Origin of the sequence: Kiloniella laminariae DSM 19542, from assembly GCF_000374005.1 — a bacterium.
GTDB lineage: Bacteria > Pseudomonadota > Alphaproteobacteria > Kiloniellales > Kiloniellaceae > Kiloniella > Kiloniella laminariae.
This window is the reverse complement of sequence record NZ_KB893157.1, coordinates 58,600-75,415: the sequence shown is the minus strand read 5'-3', so window position 1 is coordinate 75,415 and position 16,816 is coordinate 58,600. Positions and strand designations below refer to the sequence as shown.

Here is a 16,816-nt window from a genome sequence, read left to right as displayed (position 1 = left end):
CTCAAACCACAGGATTGTTTGAAAAAATGCCACAACATTTTTGCTTAATCAGAAAGGGCAAAAGTGCTTTAGCTATTTGGCTTGTCGCGTTTCCTTCTCTTTTGTTCTATTTCGATCAAAAGGAAATAACGTTAGAATTACACAACAATGTTCAGGAATGAGCCCCGCGGCATAATCCGCCCGGACTCAGCTGCCATCCGGGCCGCCTCGAAAAGCTCCCGTAGAATCTCGCCGATCCCCCCTGCTCGGAGATCCCCGCTAAAAGGTTTCAGTGTCTTTAGGGATCGCAAACGCGCAGGCTGATGGACAGTGCCATCTACACCAGAGAGTTTTCCAGCATTCTCCCGGAGATTAACCACTGGTGCACCAGGTGTCGTGCTGATATCGGAACGATTGGAAATTTTCATAGATGTAGTGTGCCTTCCGGGAGTAAAAATATGCTTAACGCCTCCTCTACCAGAACCACCCTCCAAGTCAACAGAACTCGCGATCAGTAAAAGTCCACCCTTAATTAGGGAAAATCATCAGTATTCACACCAAAAAAGGAAAATTACGCCCGATTCTCACTTCAATTATTTGACTTGAATCCTTCTAAACAAAGCCTCTCAAGATCACCAGGGACATCTAAATAGTGACAAGAAGACAACTTCAACTCTATATTTAGTAGGTCGAAGAAATCATTTCTGCCATACTTGGACCTGTCATAAAAAATTAAGACTCTCTTTATTAATTTCGGTGTAATTATTTTTTTACTGCGAGATCGCGCCATTAGGCCTGTTCTCTCAGATAACAGATAAAAATAGTGCCTTAAGATGAGGCATAAATCGCGCAAGTAGCGCAATCGGGGTTAGATAAAGAAAGCGGGGGTTCCTTTGCCAGAGAACCAAGACCAAAACCTGCAAAAACTGCTCGCTATGGCTCTGGACCGTTCGGTCAAGGGTCGGGAGACCCTTGCGCGCACAATCGGCAGCCTCTTTTCAAACGAAGAAAAAGCCCTTTCTGAACTGGAAAGAGCCCTTATGACCGACATCCTGGGCAAGCTGATCAGTGATGTCGAGATCCTCGTCCGCAAGGCTTTGAGCGATGAACTCTCCTCGGCCAATACGGTCCCGCACGAACTTATCCTGATGCTCGCCAATGACGAAATTGAAGTCGCCCGCCCCATTCTGATGGACAGCCCGATTATTGAAGACGAGGATCTGGTCGATATTATCAAAACCAGAACACATCAGCACCAGCTCTCGATCGCGATGCGCAATGATATCAGTTCAGAGGTTTCAGACGCGTTGATCAATACAGGGCACAAGGATGTCATCAAGACATTGCTTGAAAATCATTCTGCAGAGATAACAACGCTGACGCTCGAATATCTTAGTGAGCAGTCGCGGCGGATCGATGATTTCCAGGAGCCCCTGATCAATCGCCGGGATCTTCCGCTTTATCTGGCAGAGAGAATGTACTGGTGGGTTTCCGCAGCGCTACGGTCCCATATTCTCAGAAACTTCCCCGTCGACATCCAGGACCTCGACAACCGGATTCAATCCGGTGTCCACAAACTTATTGATCGGGACCGCCTGACAGCCCCGCAGGAAAAGCCCGCAACGGCTCTGGCCCGGAAACTCAACAAGGACAAGAAGCTGACCACCGCCGCTCTGGTCCAGTCCCTGCGGCAGGGAGAAATTGAGCTGTTTGAAGCCATGTTCTGTGAGATGAGTGGCTTTCGTCTCGACGGACTTCGCAAGGCACTCTATAAAACCAAAGGCGAAGGGGTTGCTATTCTTTGCCTTGCCATGGGTATTCCCAAACAGATGTTTGCTACAATCTTTCTTCTCAGCCGCAAGGGGCATCCGGAAGGCCAGACGACGGATCCAAGAGATCTATCCCGTGCCATGCTGATATATGATAAGGTTAGTGTCGATGATGCAAAGCTGATCGCCGATAGCTGGCGCATGGATCCTTCTTATCAGAATGCCGTGTCCAAGCTGTCTTCCCCACCTGACGTACAGAAAATTACAGGTGGGGCACAAGCAACATCATGACACGAGGAAGCAGGGGTCGCATTGTCAAGATGCCGAAAGACCGTGACCAAATAAAAAAAGGGAACGGCCTGCCGCACAATCTGAGCGGGGCATTTGAAGCTATTTCAGCATTGAAAAACGACATCGTTCACAACGGGCCACCAACCTGTGTGATCAACAGTGATGGCCAGATCATCTTTGCCAATGCTGCTTATGAAGCGATTGCCGACGAGATTGCCCGTACCAGCCTGCTCGAAAATGCTCTTTCCCCTCCCTACACTGCAGGGGAAATCGAAGCTATAAAACTGGCGGGTGGCCAGGATCCTGACGAATACATCATCCTGCAGAATGGCAAACCTGCACACTATCTCGCGTCCTACCATCACCTCGATCATACCGCCAATACTGCTGGCGCAACGGCGGTCGTGCTCCGGCCAAATGATGAAATCATCCAGATAAAGCAGGCCCTCGCAACCGTTACCGACCGTTTGAACGACATGGCGCGTCTGGTTTCAGACTGGACCTGGGAAACGGACAGCAAACTCAACCTGACGTATGTGTCTCCCCAGGTTCAAAAAATCCTCGGCTATCACCCCAGTGAACTCCTGGGCAAAAATATCAAGGAACTCTCCCTGACCGCAACAAGGGTCTTTGATGACCCAAGAGGCAGAGGCATCCATAACCCTTTCCGCGATGAGCAGCTCAAAATCGCAACCCGGAACAAGGACGAACGGCTGTTTCTGCTTAGTGGCCTCCCGTTTTACACCCGCAACGGCGGGGAGTACGCAGGATATAGGGGCAGTGCACGGGATATCACCGAACAGCAGCATCAGCAAAGTGCCCTGCAGGTTGCCAAGGAAACAGCGGAAGTTGCCAACCGGGCCAAGTCAGAGTTTCTGGCAAACATGAGCCATGAATTGCGCACGCCTCTGAATGCCATTATCGGTTTTTCCGAAATGATGTCTTCCCAACTGCTCGGCCCTCTGGGCAACAAGCAGTACCATGAGTATTCCCACGATATCCACTTCTCGGCCCGCCACCTTCTCAGTGTGATCAACGACATCCTGGATGTGGCAAAGATTGAAGCAGGCAAACTTGAACTGCTCGAAGACACAATGGATCCCCTGAAGCTTGCCGTCTCGGTTCAGCGGTTGATGATTGAACGCGCAGAAAACGCCGGACTTAAGCTTAAACTGTCATTGCCGTCGAAATTGCCCATGCTCTATGCCGATCAACGCAAGCTGAAGCAGGTGCTGATCAACATTCTTGCCAACGCGGTTAAATTCACACCATCTGGAGGTGTTGTCGAACTCTCGGGCGGCATCAATGACAAGGGGGATTTTGAATTTATTGTCACTGATTCAGGAATTGGTATCGCCGAGGCGGATATTCCCAAAGCTTTCGAGCCTTTTTCACAGATCGATAGCACACTCAGTCGACAATTTGACGGCACAGGGCTCGGCTTGCCCCTTGCGCTTGGCCTCGTACGCCTGCATGGGGGCGACCTCTCCATGACAAGCCAGCCTGAAAAAGGGACAACAGTAACCTGCATGTTACCTGCATCACGAATTATGACTGACGCCGGAAATCAAACCTGAGTAAATCAAACCTGAGTAAATCAGACCTGAGTAAATCAGACCTCAAGACATTCCAGCCTCAAAAATTCAAACCTTAGCCGCATTAAAATCTGCCTGCCGGTATTGCATCGCAATATTTTTTGCCGCATAGCAGCAAGAAAATACCCCCTACACTCTATGCTGTGATAGCCTTTATCTCCCTGAAACTATTCCCGGAGTCTCTCCCGGACATGAAAAGCTCCCCTCCCCGGGATTTTGGCTCGCGGCGTCTTGCCTATATCAATGGCTGCAAGGATGCCTTTGGAATTCCTGCCATTATCCTCGGCAGTACCTATATGGGTTTTGGCGCTCTGGTGAGTGAAACCGGGCTCGAAATCTGGCATGCCTTGCTATCCTCTGGCATAAACTGGGCTATACCTGGCCAAATCGCTACGATGGAGCTCTATGCCGTCGACGCCTCGCTTTTTGCCATTGCTGCAGCTGTTGCCCTGATCAATTGCCGCTTGCTGCCCATGACCATCGTTCTCATGCCCCATATCAGGAATAAAACCACCCCTAAAATTGCTTATTATTTTATGTGTAATTTTATTGCGGTGACAGGGTGGGCTGCCGCCATGCGGCAATGTCCTTTGTTACCCGAAGAACAGCGTTTTCCCTATTTTACCGGCTTTGTTATTCCCCTGTGGAGCATCTGTATGCTGTCCACAGCCATCGGCTATTACCTGCCAGGAATACTGCCCGGAGAAATCACCATGGGACTGGTTTTCCTCAATCCGGTCTATTTCATGCTGGTCTTTGTCGCTGACTTCACCCAGCCTGGCCGCCCGACAGCGCTGATCCTCGGCGCTATTCTGGGTCCCCTGACTTTCCTTTTAACTCCTGACTGGAATCTGCTGATTACTGGCCTGATCGGAGGCACCATTGCTTTTTATATCGCCGAGCGACAGACCAGAGGAAAGATCCGGAAAGTCGAAACGGAATGATCGAAATATCTTCAAATTTTCTGGCACCAGAATTCCTTGCCCCCCTTGCCGCATTGGCAGCAGCAGCAGCAGTCACCTATTTCTGGCGGGCGCTTGGGGTCGCTGTTTCCGGAAAGGTCGACAAGGACAGCGCCCTGTTCCGCTGGGTGACCTGTGTCGCCTATGCCCTGCTTGCCGGATTGATCTCCCGCATGATCCTGCTTCCCATCGGCCCACTGGCTGACCTGTCGATCGAGCAGCGTGCCGGAGCAACAGTGATCTCGCTCGCGGTATTTTTCCTCACCCGCAAGAACCTGCTTATCGGCGTTGCCTCCGGCGCAATTGCTCTGGTGCTGATGGCAAAACTGGGACCTCTCTAGAAAGGCCCCAGTTTTTATTTAACTATATATGAACAGCTCTAATCTCAGGCGACGTCCTGCAGCACCTGAACACCTGGCAGAGTCTTGCCTTCCAGCCATTCAAGAAAAGCACCACCTGCCGTCGAGATGTAGGAAAAATCTTGCTCTACACCCGCGTGGATCAAGGCTGAAACCGTATCCCCACCCCCGGCAACTGTCAGCAAAGAACCAGATTTGGTCAAAGCAGCCGCAGCCCGGGCAACCTGATTGGTGGCCTGATCAAAAGGCTCCGTTTCAAAACAACCCAAGGGGCCGTTCCAGACCAGTGTCTTGCAGCTTTTGAGTTCTTCCGCAATCTCCTGCGCAGAAGCAGGACCCGCATCAAGAATCATCTCGTTTTCGGGAACTGCTGTTGCCGCCACCACAGAAGTGGCAACACCTGCGCTCAAACCAGCAGCAACAACCACATCAGAAGGCAGAATGACCTTGCAGCCCCTCTGCTCTGCTTCCTTGAGAATGGTGCGTGCCGTATCTGCCATTTCGTGTTCACAAAGCGAGCGTCCGACAGGAATCCCCTGGGCGTTGAGGAAAGTATTGGCCATTCCTCCACCAATCACCAGCACATCGACCTTGCCAACCAGATTGCCAAGCAGATCGAGTTTGGTCGAAACCTTGGCCCCGCCAACCAGTGCCGCCACTGGACGTTTCGGTTGGCCAAGTGCCTGTTCCAGATGCTCCAGCTCCATCTGCATCAAGCGGCCTGCCGCTGCTGGCAAAAGCCGGGCAAGGGCTTCTGTCGAGGCATGGGCACGGTGCGCAGCTGAAAAAGCGTCGTTGATATAAACATCTCCCAGTTTGGCCAGCTCAGCAGCAAAAACGGAGTCATTGGCCTCTTCCCCGGCGTGAAACCGCAGATTTTCAAGCAACAGGATCTCGCCTTCGCCCAAAGCGCCGACCTTTGCGGCAGCCTCGGCACCAATGCAGTCTGAAGCAAAGGAGATTTTCTCACCTCCCAGTGCTTCTGAAAGTCCGGCAACAACGGGCAAAAGACTCATCTCGGGAACGGCTTTGCCTTTGGGGCGCCCGAAGTGAGCCATCAGGATAATTTTGGCACCCCGGGCTTTCAGATCTTTCAGGGTTGGAATAACCCGGACAATCCGGCTGTTGTCAGAAATTTTTCCATCCACGACGGGGACGTTAAAATCTACCCGAACCAAAACCCGTTTACCGTTCAGGTCGAAATTGTCGATCGTTTTAAACTGGCTCATCATTACTTCCTGTGATTCTTGTACGAAATCTGTCGTCCAGGCAGCTTTTTAATTAGCCAAAGTGGTACAGAGTCCCCCCGCCAAGTTCAAGAAGGAAATGGTTACACAAACCGCCTCGCATCAGGCTTGCCCCAAACTAATCGAAAATTCTGTCTTCTGTGGCTACCCATATACCAGCTCGGGTAACCAGGTCACTATTGCCGGGAAAAGAATGCAAAGCACCAAGCCGAGCACCTGCAGTGCCAAAAACGCAAGAGCCGACCTGAAAATCATCGCCATTGTAATTTCTTTTGGAGCCACTCCCTTGATATAAAAAAGAGCATATCCAAAAGGAGGGCTTAAGAACGACATCTGCATATTGATCAGATAAAGAACCCCGAACCAAAGAGCCACCTTGTCCGAATCAACGGGAGGAAGTCCCAGTAACCCATCAAATGTCAGGTTTTTAATAATGGGGACAAATATCGGCACTGCCAGAAGCAGGATCCCTACCCAGTCCAGAAACATTCCCAGAATAACCAGCAGCACCATCATTACAAAAAGGATGCCGTAAGAAGAAAGACCAGACCCGAGAATGGCATCATTAATAAAGGCCTGCCCTCCCTGTAAAATATAGAACCCGACAAAAATCGAGGCCCCAAAGATAATCCAGAGAACCATCGCCGATGCTTTTACGGTCGTCACTGAGGCTTCTCTCAAGGCGACAATGTCAAAGCGACCATGCATCAAAGCCACGATAATCGCCCCGAAAGAGCCAATACCTGCGGCCTCGACTGGCGTCGCAATTCCAGCAAAGAGCAGACCCAGCACAAGCACGATTAACGACAGAGGCGCGATAAGCTTGACCAACAACCTGCACTTTTCCCCAAAGCTCAACCGCTCTTCGACTGGAATTGCACGTCCCAGATCAGGATTGAGATAAGAGCGTATCAACACGTAACCCATATAAAGCGCCGACAGCAACAACCCCGGTGCCAAAGCCCCAAGATAAAGCTCCCCTACCGATTGCTGGGCAACCACAGCATAAAGAATTGCAAGAATAGAGGGCGGGATCAGGATACCGAGTGTTCCCCCGGCCATAATCGAACCCAGAGCAATTTCCGGGTCATATTTCCGCTTTAACATCGCAGGAAGGGCAATAATCCCCATCGTGACCACGGCCGCACCGATCACCCCGACCATGGCCGCAAGGATGGTCGAAGCCAAAATGGTCGCAGCAGCCAATCCTCCGTTCAGCCCTCCCATCCATTTATAGACCACATCAAACATTTCTTCGATCAGGCCAGCCCGCTCCAGCATTGATGCCATAAAGATAAACAGCGGGATTGCTGCCAGATCAGAATTGGTCATCATCGGGAAAATACGTGAAGGAATAATGTTGAGCATTATCTGATCGCCGACCAGATAAACAAAGACCACCCCGAGGCCCCCGGTAACAAACGCCAGAGGCAGCCCCAGCATCAGAAGCAGAAACAGGCTGCCAAACATAATATAGGTAAGCGTGCTGATATCTGTGTCCTGCAGGACCCCGGCTGTCCTGAAAAGAAAATACTGATCCCCGTAGGGGTCGTAGAAGGCAATGTTCACCAGTTCAACTGCCAGAACAAAAAAAGCTGCACAGCTGGCCATTACCATAACAAGAGTGCCCAGACGTCCAAGTGGATTGGGCGAGGATGAAACATTCATATCTGTCATCGCTCTAGGCTCCCTGCTTCATCGCGCGAAAGGTCATGATATCTTTGGTTAACTTCGAAATCCCGGCGAAAAAAATTAATATCCCGCCCAGAACCATCATGGCCTTAACCGGCCAGTACTGGATGCCCCAGGTCTCTACTGTCGTTTCATTCATCTGGTAGGACTGTTCAAAAAATGTGCTGCTTGTACCAACCAGCGCGAGAACAAAAACAAAGAAAAAAACCGATGTAAAAATATCCATCCCGATGCGTCCGCGCGGCGGAAGCTTGATGTAGAGAACATCGACGCGAACATGCCCTTCCTCCTTCAGGGTAAAGGCCCCGGAGATCAGATACTGCATTCCGAATAGAAGAAAACTGGCTTCATGAACCCAGATTGTTGGCATATTGAACAGATAGCGCATGATCACTTCATAAAAGTAAGCGCCCACCGCATTTACAGTCCAGAAAGCGCATAAATAACCGGATGCAACACTGATTTTGTCGATCAGACGCGTAAAGGTATTCTCTTTATAAACCAGCGCCGTACCTGCCTCATCACCCTGCAGCAGCGCGGCACTGTCAGCATGGTTTCCTGCTTGCTCTTTTTGATTCTTTTGATGATTTGCCCAGTAGATCAGAACAAGAGGCATCACAACCAGCCACGTCCAGTACAGCCAATGGGGCAACACAAATCCAAAATCGGGCCCATCCGTCATCAGAAACTCCACAAACTCTTTTGAAACACCACAGAACAGGGCGAGACAATTATCAATTGCTTGTGCAAAAAATCGTCTCGCCCCGGAAGTCATCAAGTTTAGAGAAAATAACGCTGGATGTTAAAGGCTTTGCCCCTTGATATCAGAGGCGCTGACATAGCCCATGATGCCGTTCATCATATAGTCGAGCTGGATCTTGAAGACAGCTGACGCATCAGCATCTTTTTTAGCCCAGTTATACCAGATCGGAATAGCTGCCTGACGAAATTTGTCCAGATCGTTTTGCCCCATACGTGAGACCGTGCTCCCGCTATCAATGAATTTTTGCAGGGCTTCTACGTTGCGCTTTTGAATCGAAACATAATGATCCAGTGAATAGATCTTCACCTGATCTTCAACAAATTTCTGCATGGCAGGAGACAAACCATCCCAGGCACGTTTGTTAACGGTCAGATCCATCAAATCGACCGGCTGGTATACTGACATTAACCCGGGAGGGCCAAAAAGAATGTGCTTGGTCACCTGACCAAAGCCAAGGTCCCAGTTTACCGCAGGACCAACATAATCAGCCGCATCAATCGTTCCCTTTTCAAGCGCGGGGAAAATGTCAGACCCCGGCAGGCTGACGGTACTGGCCCCAAACGACTGGAAAACTTCTGAAACCATGCCCCCTGGCACCCTCAACTTCAGTCCCTTGAAGTCATCAACGCTTGAAACGGGCACCTTGGAATGAATAATGTTTGCATCGTGTTGAATCGGACCGACATAAACCAGACCAAACTTGGCGTATATTTCACGTGCTTTTTCCAACATGCCCAGTCCATAAAACATGGTGTCCCACTGGGCTGGCTGATCGGGACCTACAGGATAGGACGAGAGGAAAACCGAAGNTGGAATTTTCCCTGCCCAATAAAGCGTAAAAGGATTCATTCCCTGTAATACGCCGTTGCGAACCGCATCAAACAGGGCATTGTTGTCCGCCGCGACAGACTTTGCAGCAAAGGGCTGAATTGACAGCTCACCTCCGGAACGTTCTTCGAAGCTGTTACACCAGGCCTCAAAAAGTGTATAGCCTGTTGTCCCCGCATCCCAGGTAGACTGTACTTTCCATTTACTGCCTGCTGCGGCTTTCGCATCGCTAATAAAGGGCGCAGACAATGCAGCGCCACCTGCCAGAGCAGCGGATGTTCCGGCCAGTTTCATAAAAGAACGTCGTGAGGAAATTACGATATTTTTATCCGACAGATCACGTTTTGTAGCATCTGACATTATGCCAGCCCTCCCATAGAGTTGCTTCCCAAACAGTCATCCATCTTATTTTGTCATTCTTGCATTTTATGATGACTGCACAATTGATGCGCCAGCTTAATATACCTTAAACTGAAATACTAGTTATTAGGACAATATTGTCATAATCTGAAATTAAACGCACAAAATATGATATTTTCTCAGTTATCCAGATGGCCACTCTCCATCAAAATAAAAAAATTAGGTAGACAAGTTCGTTCGCAAAAACCGTTATCTTTACAGTATCTTCTCCTGTAGAAAACACAGGTATTATACCGGGAGCAGATAAAATTGGGCCAGGCGGGATTGCATTACAGAGAACTGCGGTCAACAATCTGAACCATACTGAAAAATCAGCATCAATCCCGTACTCGCACAGCTAAATCTGCGGCAAAGCTCTTCAACCATTCGGAACAAGAATGAACAACAGCACCAACAAATCCTCCGGAAACCTGTCTGATTATGCCTACGCCCAAATCGAGACGGCAATAATTCATGCCAAGCTGGATTTTGGCGAACCTATTTCTGAAAACGGGCTGGCCCAGGCGTTGAAAATCAGCCGCGCACCAATCAGAACAGCCTTGTCAGAATTAAGGATAAAAGGACTGGTCGAAATCATTCCACAATCAGGCTGTTATGTCGTTAATCCGAGCAACGAGAGTGTAGAACAGCTGCTGGAGTTCAGATCCCTTCTCGAGACACGCGCGCTTGTACTCGCCATGGAAAACAATCCCGAACAATTGATAGAAAATCTTTCTTTCCTGCTCAAACAGATGGTTGATGCTTTCAAACGCCACGACTGGAAAGAATGTCAGATAAAAGATGCTGCTTTTCATCGCTGCCTGTTTGGCTATGCCGGGAATGATTTTCTCAGTAGAAGCTACGACAGCCTTGCTCCGCTTGTCACCGCCCTGATGTTTCGCTTTTTGCGCACCCAGGCCGAGAAAAACAAATCCTATGCCGACCATGGCGAAATTCTGGCCCTGTTAAAAGCTGGACGCGTCGCCGCAGCAGAGAAGCTGCTGGCAAAACATATCGACCGAACAAAAATGACCCACGCCAATCAAAAGTGGCCCAAGGGCAGATCCCGCAGAAAAGACTACAGCTTCAGAAATTATGAGACTATTTTTCAAAGTTAGGTTTGTTAAGCCCCTCCATTTCCAGCAACAGGACCTTTCTTGTGAATCAGAACATCACTGCCGAAATGGAACAACGGGTGCGGCATACCCTTGAAACAATGGCAAGGCAGCAAACAACGATCAGCTACCGCCAACTGGCTCTCGAGGCCGAAATCCCGGGGCCCCAGGTGATCCATCGCCTGACCCGAATACTGGAAAATATTCTCCGGCAGGACCACGCAAAGGGAGAGGTATCACTCGCCCCCCTGGCTGTCAGCCGGGGAGAGCCTGCCATTCCCAGAGTAGGCTTCTTTCTGCTGTTGCAAGAGCTGGGATCCTATCACGGCAGCGATCAAGGAGAAGACGCAAGAACACACCACCAGATACTGGTGGCACAGGCTTATAAAAAAGCACTGCCACACCCATAAAAAACGGCAGGACTGTCAACAATCCTGCCGTTTAAAGTTTTACTCTGCTCGTCCTGTATGGAGGGACCAATCAGTTCCCGCAGGTCAGCTCCTTGAAACCATCACAGTTATAATTGGAACAGATTGTTTTCGAGCCCATATTCATGGTTGGATAGAGCGAGCCAATGTTATTGTCACGAACCCAGGCCAGGGCTTTGGTAAAACCTTTCTTGCTGCACCATTCTGTTGCAGCGGCTTCCCCACAGTTTGTCCCCGGCGTCAGACAATAGTTCAGGCGATAGGCATCAAAAACCGGAAATTCAAAAGGCGTTCCTCCTGCAGGACGGATCGCAACCTGTTCCGCAGCTTCTGTTGGCAAGCTCCCCTGACCTGAAGTCCCGGCAGGTGTTCCGGCAGTCCCCAGAGGCTCACTGGCCACAGGTGTGTTCGGCTGGCCTTCAAACAACTGATACGACGGCGTGAAGAGAGAGTTTTCCGGTTCAGTCACAATCGTCTGCCGCTGGGGAACCCCCGCTTCTGGGGCCGTTGTCGGTACAGGAACCAGTGCGTCATCTCTCGCCGCTGTAATCCCTGCTGCGGCAAGATCACCACTGGCATCCGGATAGGCAGCCGGAGTAGCCGGAGACGGAGCAACCGGTGTTGCTGCAACAGACGGCTGAGCAACCGGCAGCGTGGTTTGTGCCGTCGGCGCTGCGGCTGCAGGCGCAGGGCTGCTCACTGCTGGCTGTGGCACAGCAACTGACGCAGGGGCAGCAGGAACAGCCGTCGGTTGAGGCTGTACGGCGGCTTTAGGCAGGGCAGGATTTTGCACCGCAGCAGAAGCGGAGGGTGAAACAGAGGGCGCTGCAGCTTGCTGGGCTGATGGCGCAACAGCTTGTGTCGCGACAGGCGCAGCTGCAACCGCCAGAGACGAAATGCCCGCAGCAGGGCCGGAGACATACTCGACCTTTATCGAGCGCGCCCGTCCTTTATAGCCGTAGTCAGCAAGGTTGAACTTGTGGATACTTTCCGCCTTGAAGGGGAAAGTCACATGGTTCCCCTGGCAATCAGGAAAATCATAAAGGGTCGAACGAACCCGGTGTTTTACCGTCTGGTACGCCTGATCCATTGATTCCGGATGCATGAAAACCAGCTGGTCACTGTCATTAAAGCGGAAGGTGCCTCTGGCACCGGCATAGCTGGCAGGGCCGACAAGGTTTTGGCAGTAGCCGGTTTTCCCATTATCCCAGGCCGGAATAAACACCCGGCGATAGTTAAGCTGGTCGAGCACATTGCCACATCCCCTGCTATAGCTGTTGAGACGCTGTAGCATCAAAACTCCAGGGGGCGGCCCTACGTCCCTGCGATAGATAATCATCGAGGCATAGGCATTGTCCTGGGGTGCAGGCAGGGCAAGCGGGATATTCGAACTTGGCCGGGGCGGCAACAGATCTGCTGTTGCCCCTTTCCACAGCAGGTGCGGCTCTTCATGCGTGCCGATAATCGGGGCACAGGAATTGTCTGTTGTCTGGAACAGCTCTTCCCGGAAAAGAATAACCCCAACCTGCTCCCCGAGCTTGATCGAGGAGATCTTGCCGGAAAAATCTTCCAGCGAGGGAATAAACGAGTAGAGCTGGCCATCCGGCAGGTTAAAAAGCTTTCCGGCACCGCTGTAATCCGCACCATCAAATGCCAGAACCTGATTTGCAGCAGGGTCCTGTATGGCCTGCTGCGCCAGAGTTTGCCCAGACAATGAGCCGACGCCAGATACAAAGGCTACCACGATCCCTGCGATCCGTCGCAATGCTCTCATACTCTTCTTTCTCCGTACCAACCAGAAGCTCCTCACAGGAAGCCTGAAAAATTCCTAGGCAAAATAACAGGAAGCCTCAGGAAAGGAAACATCGATGATACATTCCCTCTGTCAAAAAACCAAAGAGCGGCCGGAAAATCCTGGCCGCTCTCTTTAGCTGATCCTCACACTGATCTCAGGCCTGAATCCTCAGACGAAAAACCAGCATCAGGCCATTTAAATCAGGATGCCGCAGCGAAACGCTGTGCAACATATTCCCAGTTCACCAGATTATCGACAAACGCCTTAACATAATCCGGACGGGCATTGCGATAATCGATGTAGTAGGAATGTTCCCAGACATCACAGCCAAGCAGCGCATGGCCGCCGGTTACCAACGGGTTCTCGCCATTGGCCGTTTTGGTCACAGCCAGCTTGCCGTTGCTGTTCAGGACCAGCCAGCACCAGCCGGAACCGAACTGGGTCACACCGGCATTGATGAAGTCTGCCTTGAACTGGTCAACACTGCCGAAATCCTCGACAATTTTCTTTTCCAGCTCACCGGGGATGGCACCGCCGCCATTCGGCTTCATCATGTTCCAGAATTCAATGTGATTCCAGTGTTGGGCAGCATTATTGAAAATGCCTGCTTTTGACGCATCACCAAAGGAGCCCTTGACGATTTCTTCAAGCGACTTTCCTTCCAGATCTGTTCCGGCCAAAAGCTTGTTCCCGTTCACGACATAGGCATTGTGATGTTTGTCGTGATGGAACTCGAGTGTCTCGGCTGACATATACGGGCCAAGAGAGTCGTATGCATATGGAAGAGCTGGTAATTCAAGAGCCATTGGTCATTCCCCAGTTTGTCTAATTCAATTAATGTTTATTCAAATTTCTGCGGCACTTTAGCGCTTTTCACCCCCGGTACAAAAGCGAAAATCCCGATAAGATGATTTTCATTTTCAATCTCCTGAACCCGGGAGCAAGCCGCAGGTTGTACCGCCCTGCTTCTGAGAGCTAACAGCCCACTTTTGCAGAGGTTTTTAAAGCATTTTTGAATCCGATATCAGATTTCAATCTTGCCCGTGAGTGCGGAGAGACAATCAAGTGTCTCGTCACTGACATGGTGTTCGATTCCCTCGGCGTCAATCTCTGCTGTTTCCGGGCTCACCCCTGCTGCTTTCAGAAACTTGACAACAATCTCGTGGCGGCGGCGGGCTTCGACTGCCATCTCCCGGCCTTCATCCGTCAAAAAGATCGAACGATAGGGCCGGGAAATCACCAGCCCCTCCCGTTGCAACCGTCCGACGATCTTGTTGACAGTTGCATGGCTGACCCCCATGCGTTCGGCCAGTTCAACAACCCGGGCTTCGCCATTGACGTTGATCAGATCATCAATCAGTTCAACATAGTCCTCGGCAACTTCGGTTTTATGAGCCTCGCGGACTCGTTCGAACTTGGCTGCTTGCAGCGCTGCATTTTCCAGTTCAGAACTCGATGTCATTGACTCTTGAAACCTTTCACAATCAGCTTGAAGTCCCTTACTACCCGAAAGAAAACCGCAAGTACAAGAAGAGATCAAGCCTTACGGCTCCAGACCGATATTTCCAGGGCTCCCGCCGTCTTCCGCAAAACACCCTCTCCCGCAGCAATAATGTTGCCGATCGGGCTGATCCGGGCCGAAAAAATGACTCTCTTTATAATTCATTTCCTTGCGTTAATTGCCATTGACAAGAAATGTAGCCACGGCTACAAATTCAGACGTCGGCCACATAACCAAGATAACACAACATTAAATCAGGAACCAAGGTATGAACGGCTTCACCCTAAAAGCACGACTATCCATTGCAAGCATCGTTCTGCTCCTTTTGGCTCTCAGCACCACCGCGCGGGCCGAGAAGCCAGTTGTTGTGACAACCATTGCCCAGATAGCTGATGTTGTCAGCCATATCACAGGGGATAAAATGGAAGTCTCCAGCCTGATGGGCGAAGGGGTTGATCCCCATACCTACCGGATGAACCGCAAGGACATCGCGGCCCTCACCCGGGCTGACATCATTCTCTACAACGGCCTCTATCTCGAAGCCCAGATGGAAGACGCGCTGGAGCGCATGGCCCTGAACAAACCTGTCGTCCCTCTTGCCGAAGCCATTGATCAAACCCTGTTGCTTTCCAGCCAGAGTTACGAAAACAAACATGACCCCCACGTCTGGATGGATGTGCAAAAATGGATGGCGGTTACCCGTAAGGCGCTTGAAGTCATCATCGCTTTTGATCCTGACAATCAGACATTCTATACAGAAAATGCCACAAGCTACCTTGAACAGCTCGAACGGCTCAACGGCTATGTGTCCCGTGTCCTGGCATCAGTGCCCGAGAACGAGCGCGTGGTAATCTCGGCCCATGATGCCTTTAATTATTTTGGGCAGGCTTACGATTTTGAGGTTATTGGCATTCAGGGGTTGAGCACTGCCAGCGAGGCCGGATTGAAAAAAATTGAAGAGCTGGTCGCGCTTATTGTCGAGCGGAAAATCAAGGCCGTCTTTGTTGAAAGCTCGGTTGCTGACAGAAACGTTCGCGCTCTGATCGAAGGGGCCGCAGCCAGAGGACACACCGTCCAGATCGGTGGCACGCTCTTCTCTGATGCCATGGGGCCATTTGGCAGTTACGAAGGCACCTATATCGGCATGCTGGACCACAACGCCACGGTTATCAGTCGAGCACTCGGAGGAGATGCCACGACCAGCGGCATGCAACAATTGCTGACCCTCAGCCAAAATACCCCCAACTAGCCGGGAAGATTTATTAATGATTGCCAAACTCCTCCGGCTTCAACCTCACCAGCCCCTGACAAGCGAAGCGGCAAAATCCGCCCCCCTTGCAATCCAGGGACTTTCGGTTGCCTACCATCACAAGCCCGTGGTTTGGGACCTCTCCTTCATCGCACCTGCGCAGGGACTTGTTGCGGTCGTCGGTCCCAATGGGGCGGGAAAGTCAACTTTTATCAAGGCTGCATTAGGTTTAATCCCGAAACTTTCCGGCGAAATAACCGTCTACGGGAAATCGGTTGCCAGCCAGCGCCATCTTATCGGCTACGTCCCTCAGCGCGGCAGCGTTGACTGGGACTTCCCTGCCTCAGCGCTGGATGTTGTCACAATGGGTCTCTACGGCAAGATTGGATGGCTGCGCCCTGTACGCAAGGCTCACCGCGCAGCTGCCCTGGGGTATCTGGAACAGGTCGGCATGGCAGACTTTGCCGATCGTCAAATCGGACAGCTTTCCGGGGGCCAGCAACAGCGGGTCTTTCTTGCCCGCGCCCTGGCACAGGATGCGGCCCTCTATTTTATGGACGAACCCTTTGTCGGCGTCGATGCTGCGACCGAGCGCGCGATTGTCAACGTGCTGAAAGACCTGAAAGATCAGGGAAAAACAGTCATCTGTGTTCATCATGACCTTCAATCTGCACCAGATTATTTCGACCATGCCCTGATTTTGAATATCCGGCCTGTTGCAAGTGGCCCCATGGCAGAGGCTTTTACCGCCGAGAACCTTCAGCACGCCTATGGTGGACGCCTGGCTCCCTCAGAACTTTCAGGACTTATCCCCCTCGCCGGGCAATAAACCGGCAGGGATTGG

16 protein-coding genes are annotated in these 16,816 nt (G+C 51.1%); 8 read left to right on the top strand and 8 right to left on the bottom strand.

Annotated elements, in window-relative coordinates; genetic code table 11:
* Positions 1-137 precede the first annotated feature (137 nt).
* Positions 138-407, bottom strand: coding sequence for a hypothetical protein (locus tag B152_RS0113445; protein ID WP_020592947.1), 270 nt, complete (start codon positions 405-407; stop codon positions 138-140).
* A 465-nt stretch (positions 408-872) separates the two neighbouring features.
* On the opposite strand from B152_RS0113445, the gene B152_RS0113440 reads away from it, so the two are divergent.
* From B152_RS0113440 to B152_RS0113425, 4 genes are all read left to right on the top strand, one after another.
* On the top strand, positions 873-2,039 hold the full coding sequence (locus tag B152_RS0113440) for a DUF2336 domain-containing protein (protein WP_157231086.1): 1,167 nt from the start codon (positions 873-875) through the stop codon (positions 2,037-2,039).
* Between the two features lie 29 nt (positions 2,040-2,068).
* On the top strand, positions 2,069-3,616 hold the full coding sequence (locus tag B152_RS25435; protein ID WP_169337427.1) for a PAS domain-containing sensor histidine kinase: 1,548 nt from the start codon (positions 2,069-2,071) through the stop codon (positions 3,614-3,616).
* A gap of 209 nt (positions 3,617-3,825) precedes the next feature.
* The gene (locus B152_RS0113430) at positions 3,826-4,578 is read left to right on the top strand and encodes an AzlC family ABC transporter permease (RefSeq protein ID WP_020592944.1); all 753 of its coding nucleotides are present in this window, start codon (positions 3,826-3,828) and stop codon (positions 4,576-4,578) included.
* The gene (locus B152_RS0113425) at positions 4,575-4,937 is read left to right on the top strand and encodes an AzlD domain-containing protein (RefSeq protein ID WP_020592943.1); all 363 of its coding nucleotides are present in this window, start codon (positions 4,575-4,577) and stop codon (positions 4,935-4,937) included. Before B152_RS0113430 ends, B152_RS0113425 begins: the two co-directional genes overlap by 4 nt.
* 44 nt (positions 4,938-4,981) lie before the next feature.
* Here the strand turns inward: B152_RS0113425 and B152_RS0113420 are convergent, their stop codons facing one another.
* From B152_RS0113420 to dctP, 4 genes are all read right to left on the bottom strand, one after another.
* Positions 4,982-6,184 (bottom strand): phosphoglycerate kinase, encoded by a 1,203-nt coding sequence (locus B152_RS0113420; protein ID WP_020592942.1) that lies wholly within the window; start codon positions 6,182-6,184, stop codon positions 4,982-4,984.
* A 162-nt stretch (positions 6,185-6,346) separates the two neighbouring features.
* Positions 6,347-7,879, bottom strand: a complete 1,533-nt coding sequence (locus B152_RS0113415; protein ID WP_020592941.1) for a TRAP transporter large permease — start codon at positions 7,877-7,879, stop codon at positions 6,347-6,349.
* Positions 7,880-7,883: 4 nt separating this feature from the next.
* Complete coding sequence (locus B152_RS0113410; RefSeq protein ID WP_026261549.1) at positions 7,884-8,576, bottom strand: TRAP transporter small permease subunit; 693 nt, start codon at positions 8,574-8,576, stop codon at positions 7,884-7,886.
* A 120-nt stretch (positions 8,577-8,696) separates the two neighbouring features.
* Positions 8,697-9,845 (bottom strand): TRAP transporter substrate-binding protein DctP, encoded by a 1,149-nt coding sequence (gene dctP / locus B152_RS0113405; protein ID WP_020592939.1) that lies wholly within the window; start codon positions 9,843-9,845, stop codon positions 8,697-8,699.
* Positions 9,846-10,282: 437 nt separating this feature from the next.
* Here dctP and B152_RS0113400 point away from each other — a divergent pair, with 437 nt between their 5' ends.
* The gene (locus tag B152_RS0113400; RefSeq protein ID WP_020592938.1) at positions 10,283-11,002 is read left to right on the top strand and encodes a GntR family transcriptional regulator; all 720 of its coding nucleotides are present in this window, start codon (positions 10,283-10,285) and stop codon (positions 11,000-11,002) included.
* A gap of 41 nt (positions 11,003-11,043) precedes the next feature.
* Positions 11,044-11,409 (top strand): hypothetical protein, encoded by a 366-nt coding sequence (locus B152_RS0113395; protein ID WP_020592937.1) that lies wholly within the window; start codon positions 11,044-11,046, stop codon positions 11,407-11,409.
* A 70-nt stretch (positions 11,410-11,479) separates the two neighbouring features.
* Here B152_RS0113395 and B152_RS25430 read toward each other — a convergent pair whose 3' ends face one another.
* From B152_RS25430 to mntR, 3 genes are all read right to left on the bottom strand, one after another.
* Positions 11,480-13,201: a hypothetical protein gene (locus tag B152_RS25430; RefSeq protein ID WP_157231085.1), complete on the bottom strand. Its 1,722-nt coding sequence runs from the start codon at positions 13,199-13,201 to the stop codon at positions 11,480-11,482.
* A gap of 221 nt (positions 13,202-13,422) precedes the next feature.
* The gene (locus tag B152_RS0113385) at positions 13,423-14,028 is read right to left on the bottom strand and encodes a superoxide dismutase (RefSeq protein WP_020592936.1); all 606 of its coding nucleotides are present in this window, start codon (positions 14,026-14,028) and stop codon (positions 13,423-13,425) included.
* Positions 14,029-14,246: 218 nt separating this feature from the next.
* A complete protein-coding gene (mntR, locus tag B152_RS0113380) occupies positions 14,247-14,684 on the bottom strand; it encodes a manganese-binding transcriptional regulator MntR (RefSeq protein ID WP_020592935.1) in 438 nt (145 codons plus the stop codon).
* 307 nt (positions 14,685-14,991) lie between these two features.
* Between mntR and B152_RS0113375 the strand changes: the two genes are divergently transcribed.
* Together B152_RS0113375 and B152_RS0113370 are read left to right on the top strand one after the other, a co-directional pair.
* Positions 14,992-15,972 (top strand): metal ABC transporter solute-binding protein, Zn/Mn family, encoded by a 981-nt coding sequence (locus B152_RS0113375; RefSeq protein WP_020592934.1) that lies wholly within the window; start codon positions 14,992-14,994, stop codon positions 15,970-15,972.
* Between the two features lie 16 nt (positions 15,973-15,988).
* Positions 15,989-16,801: a metal ABC transporter ATP-binding protein gene (locus tag B152_RS0113370; RefSeq protein WP_020592933.1), complete on the top strand. Its 813-nt coding sequence runs from the start codon at positions 15,989-15,991 to the stop codon at positions 16,799-16,801.
* Positions 16,802-16,816 lie beyond the last annotated feature (15 nt).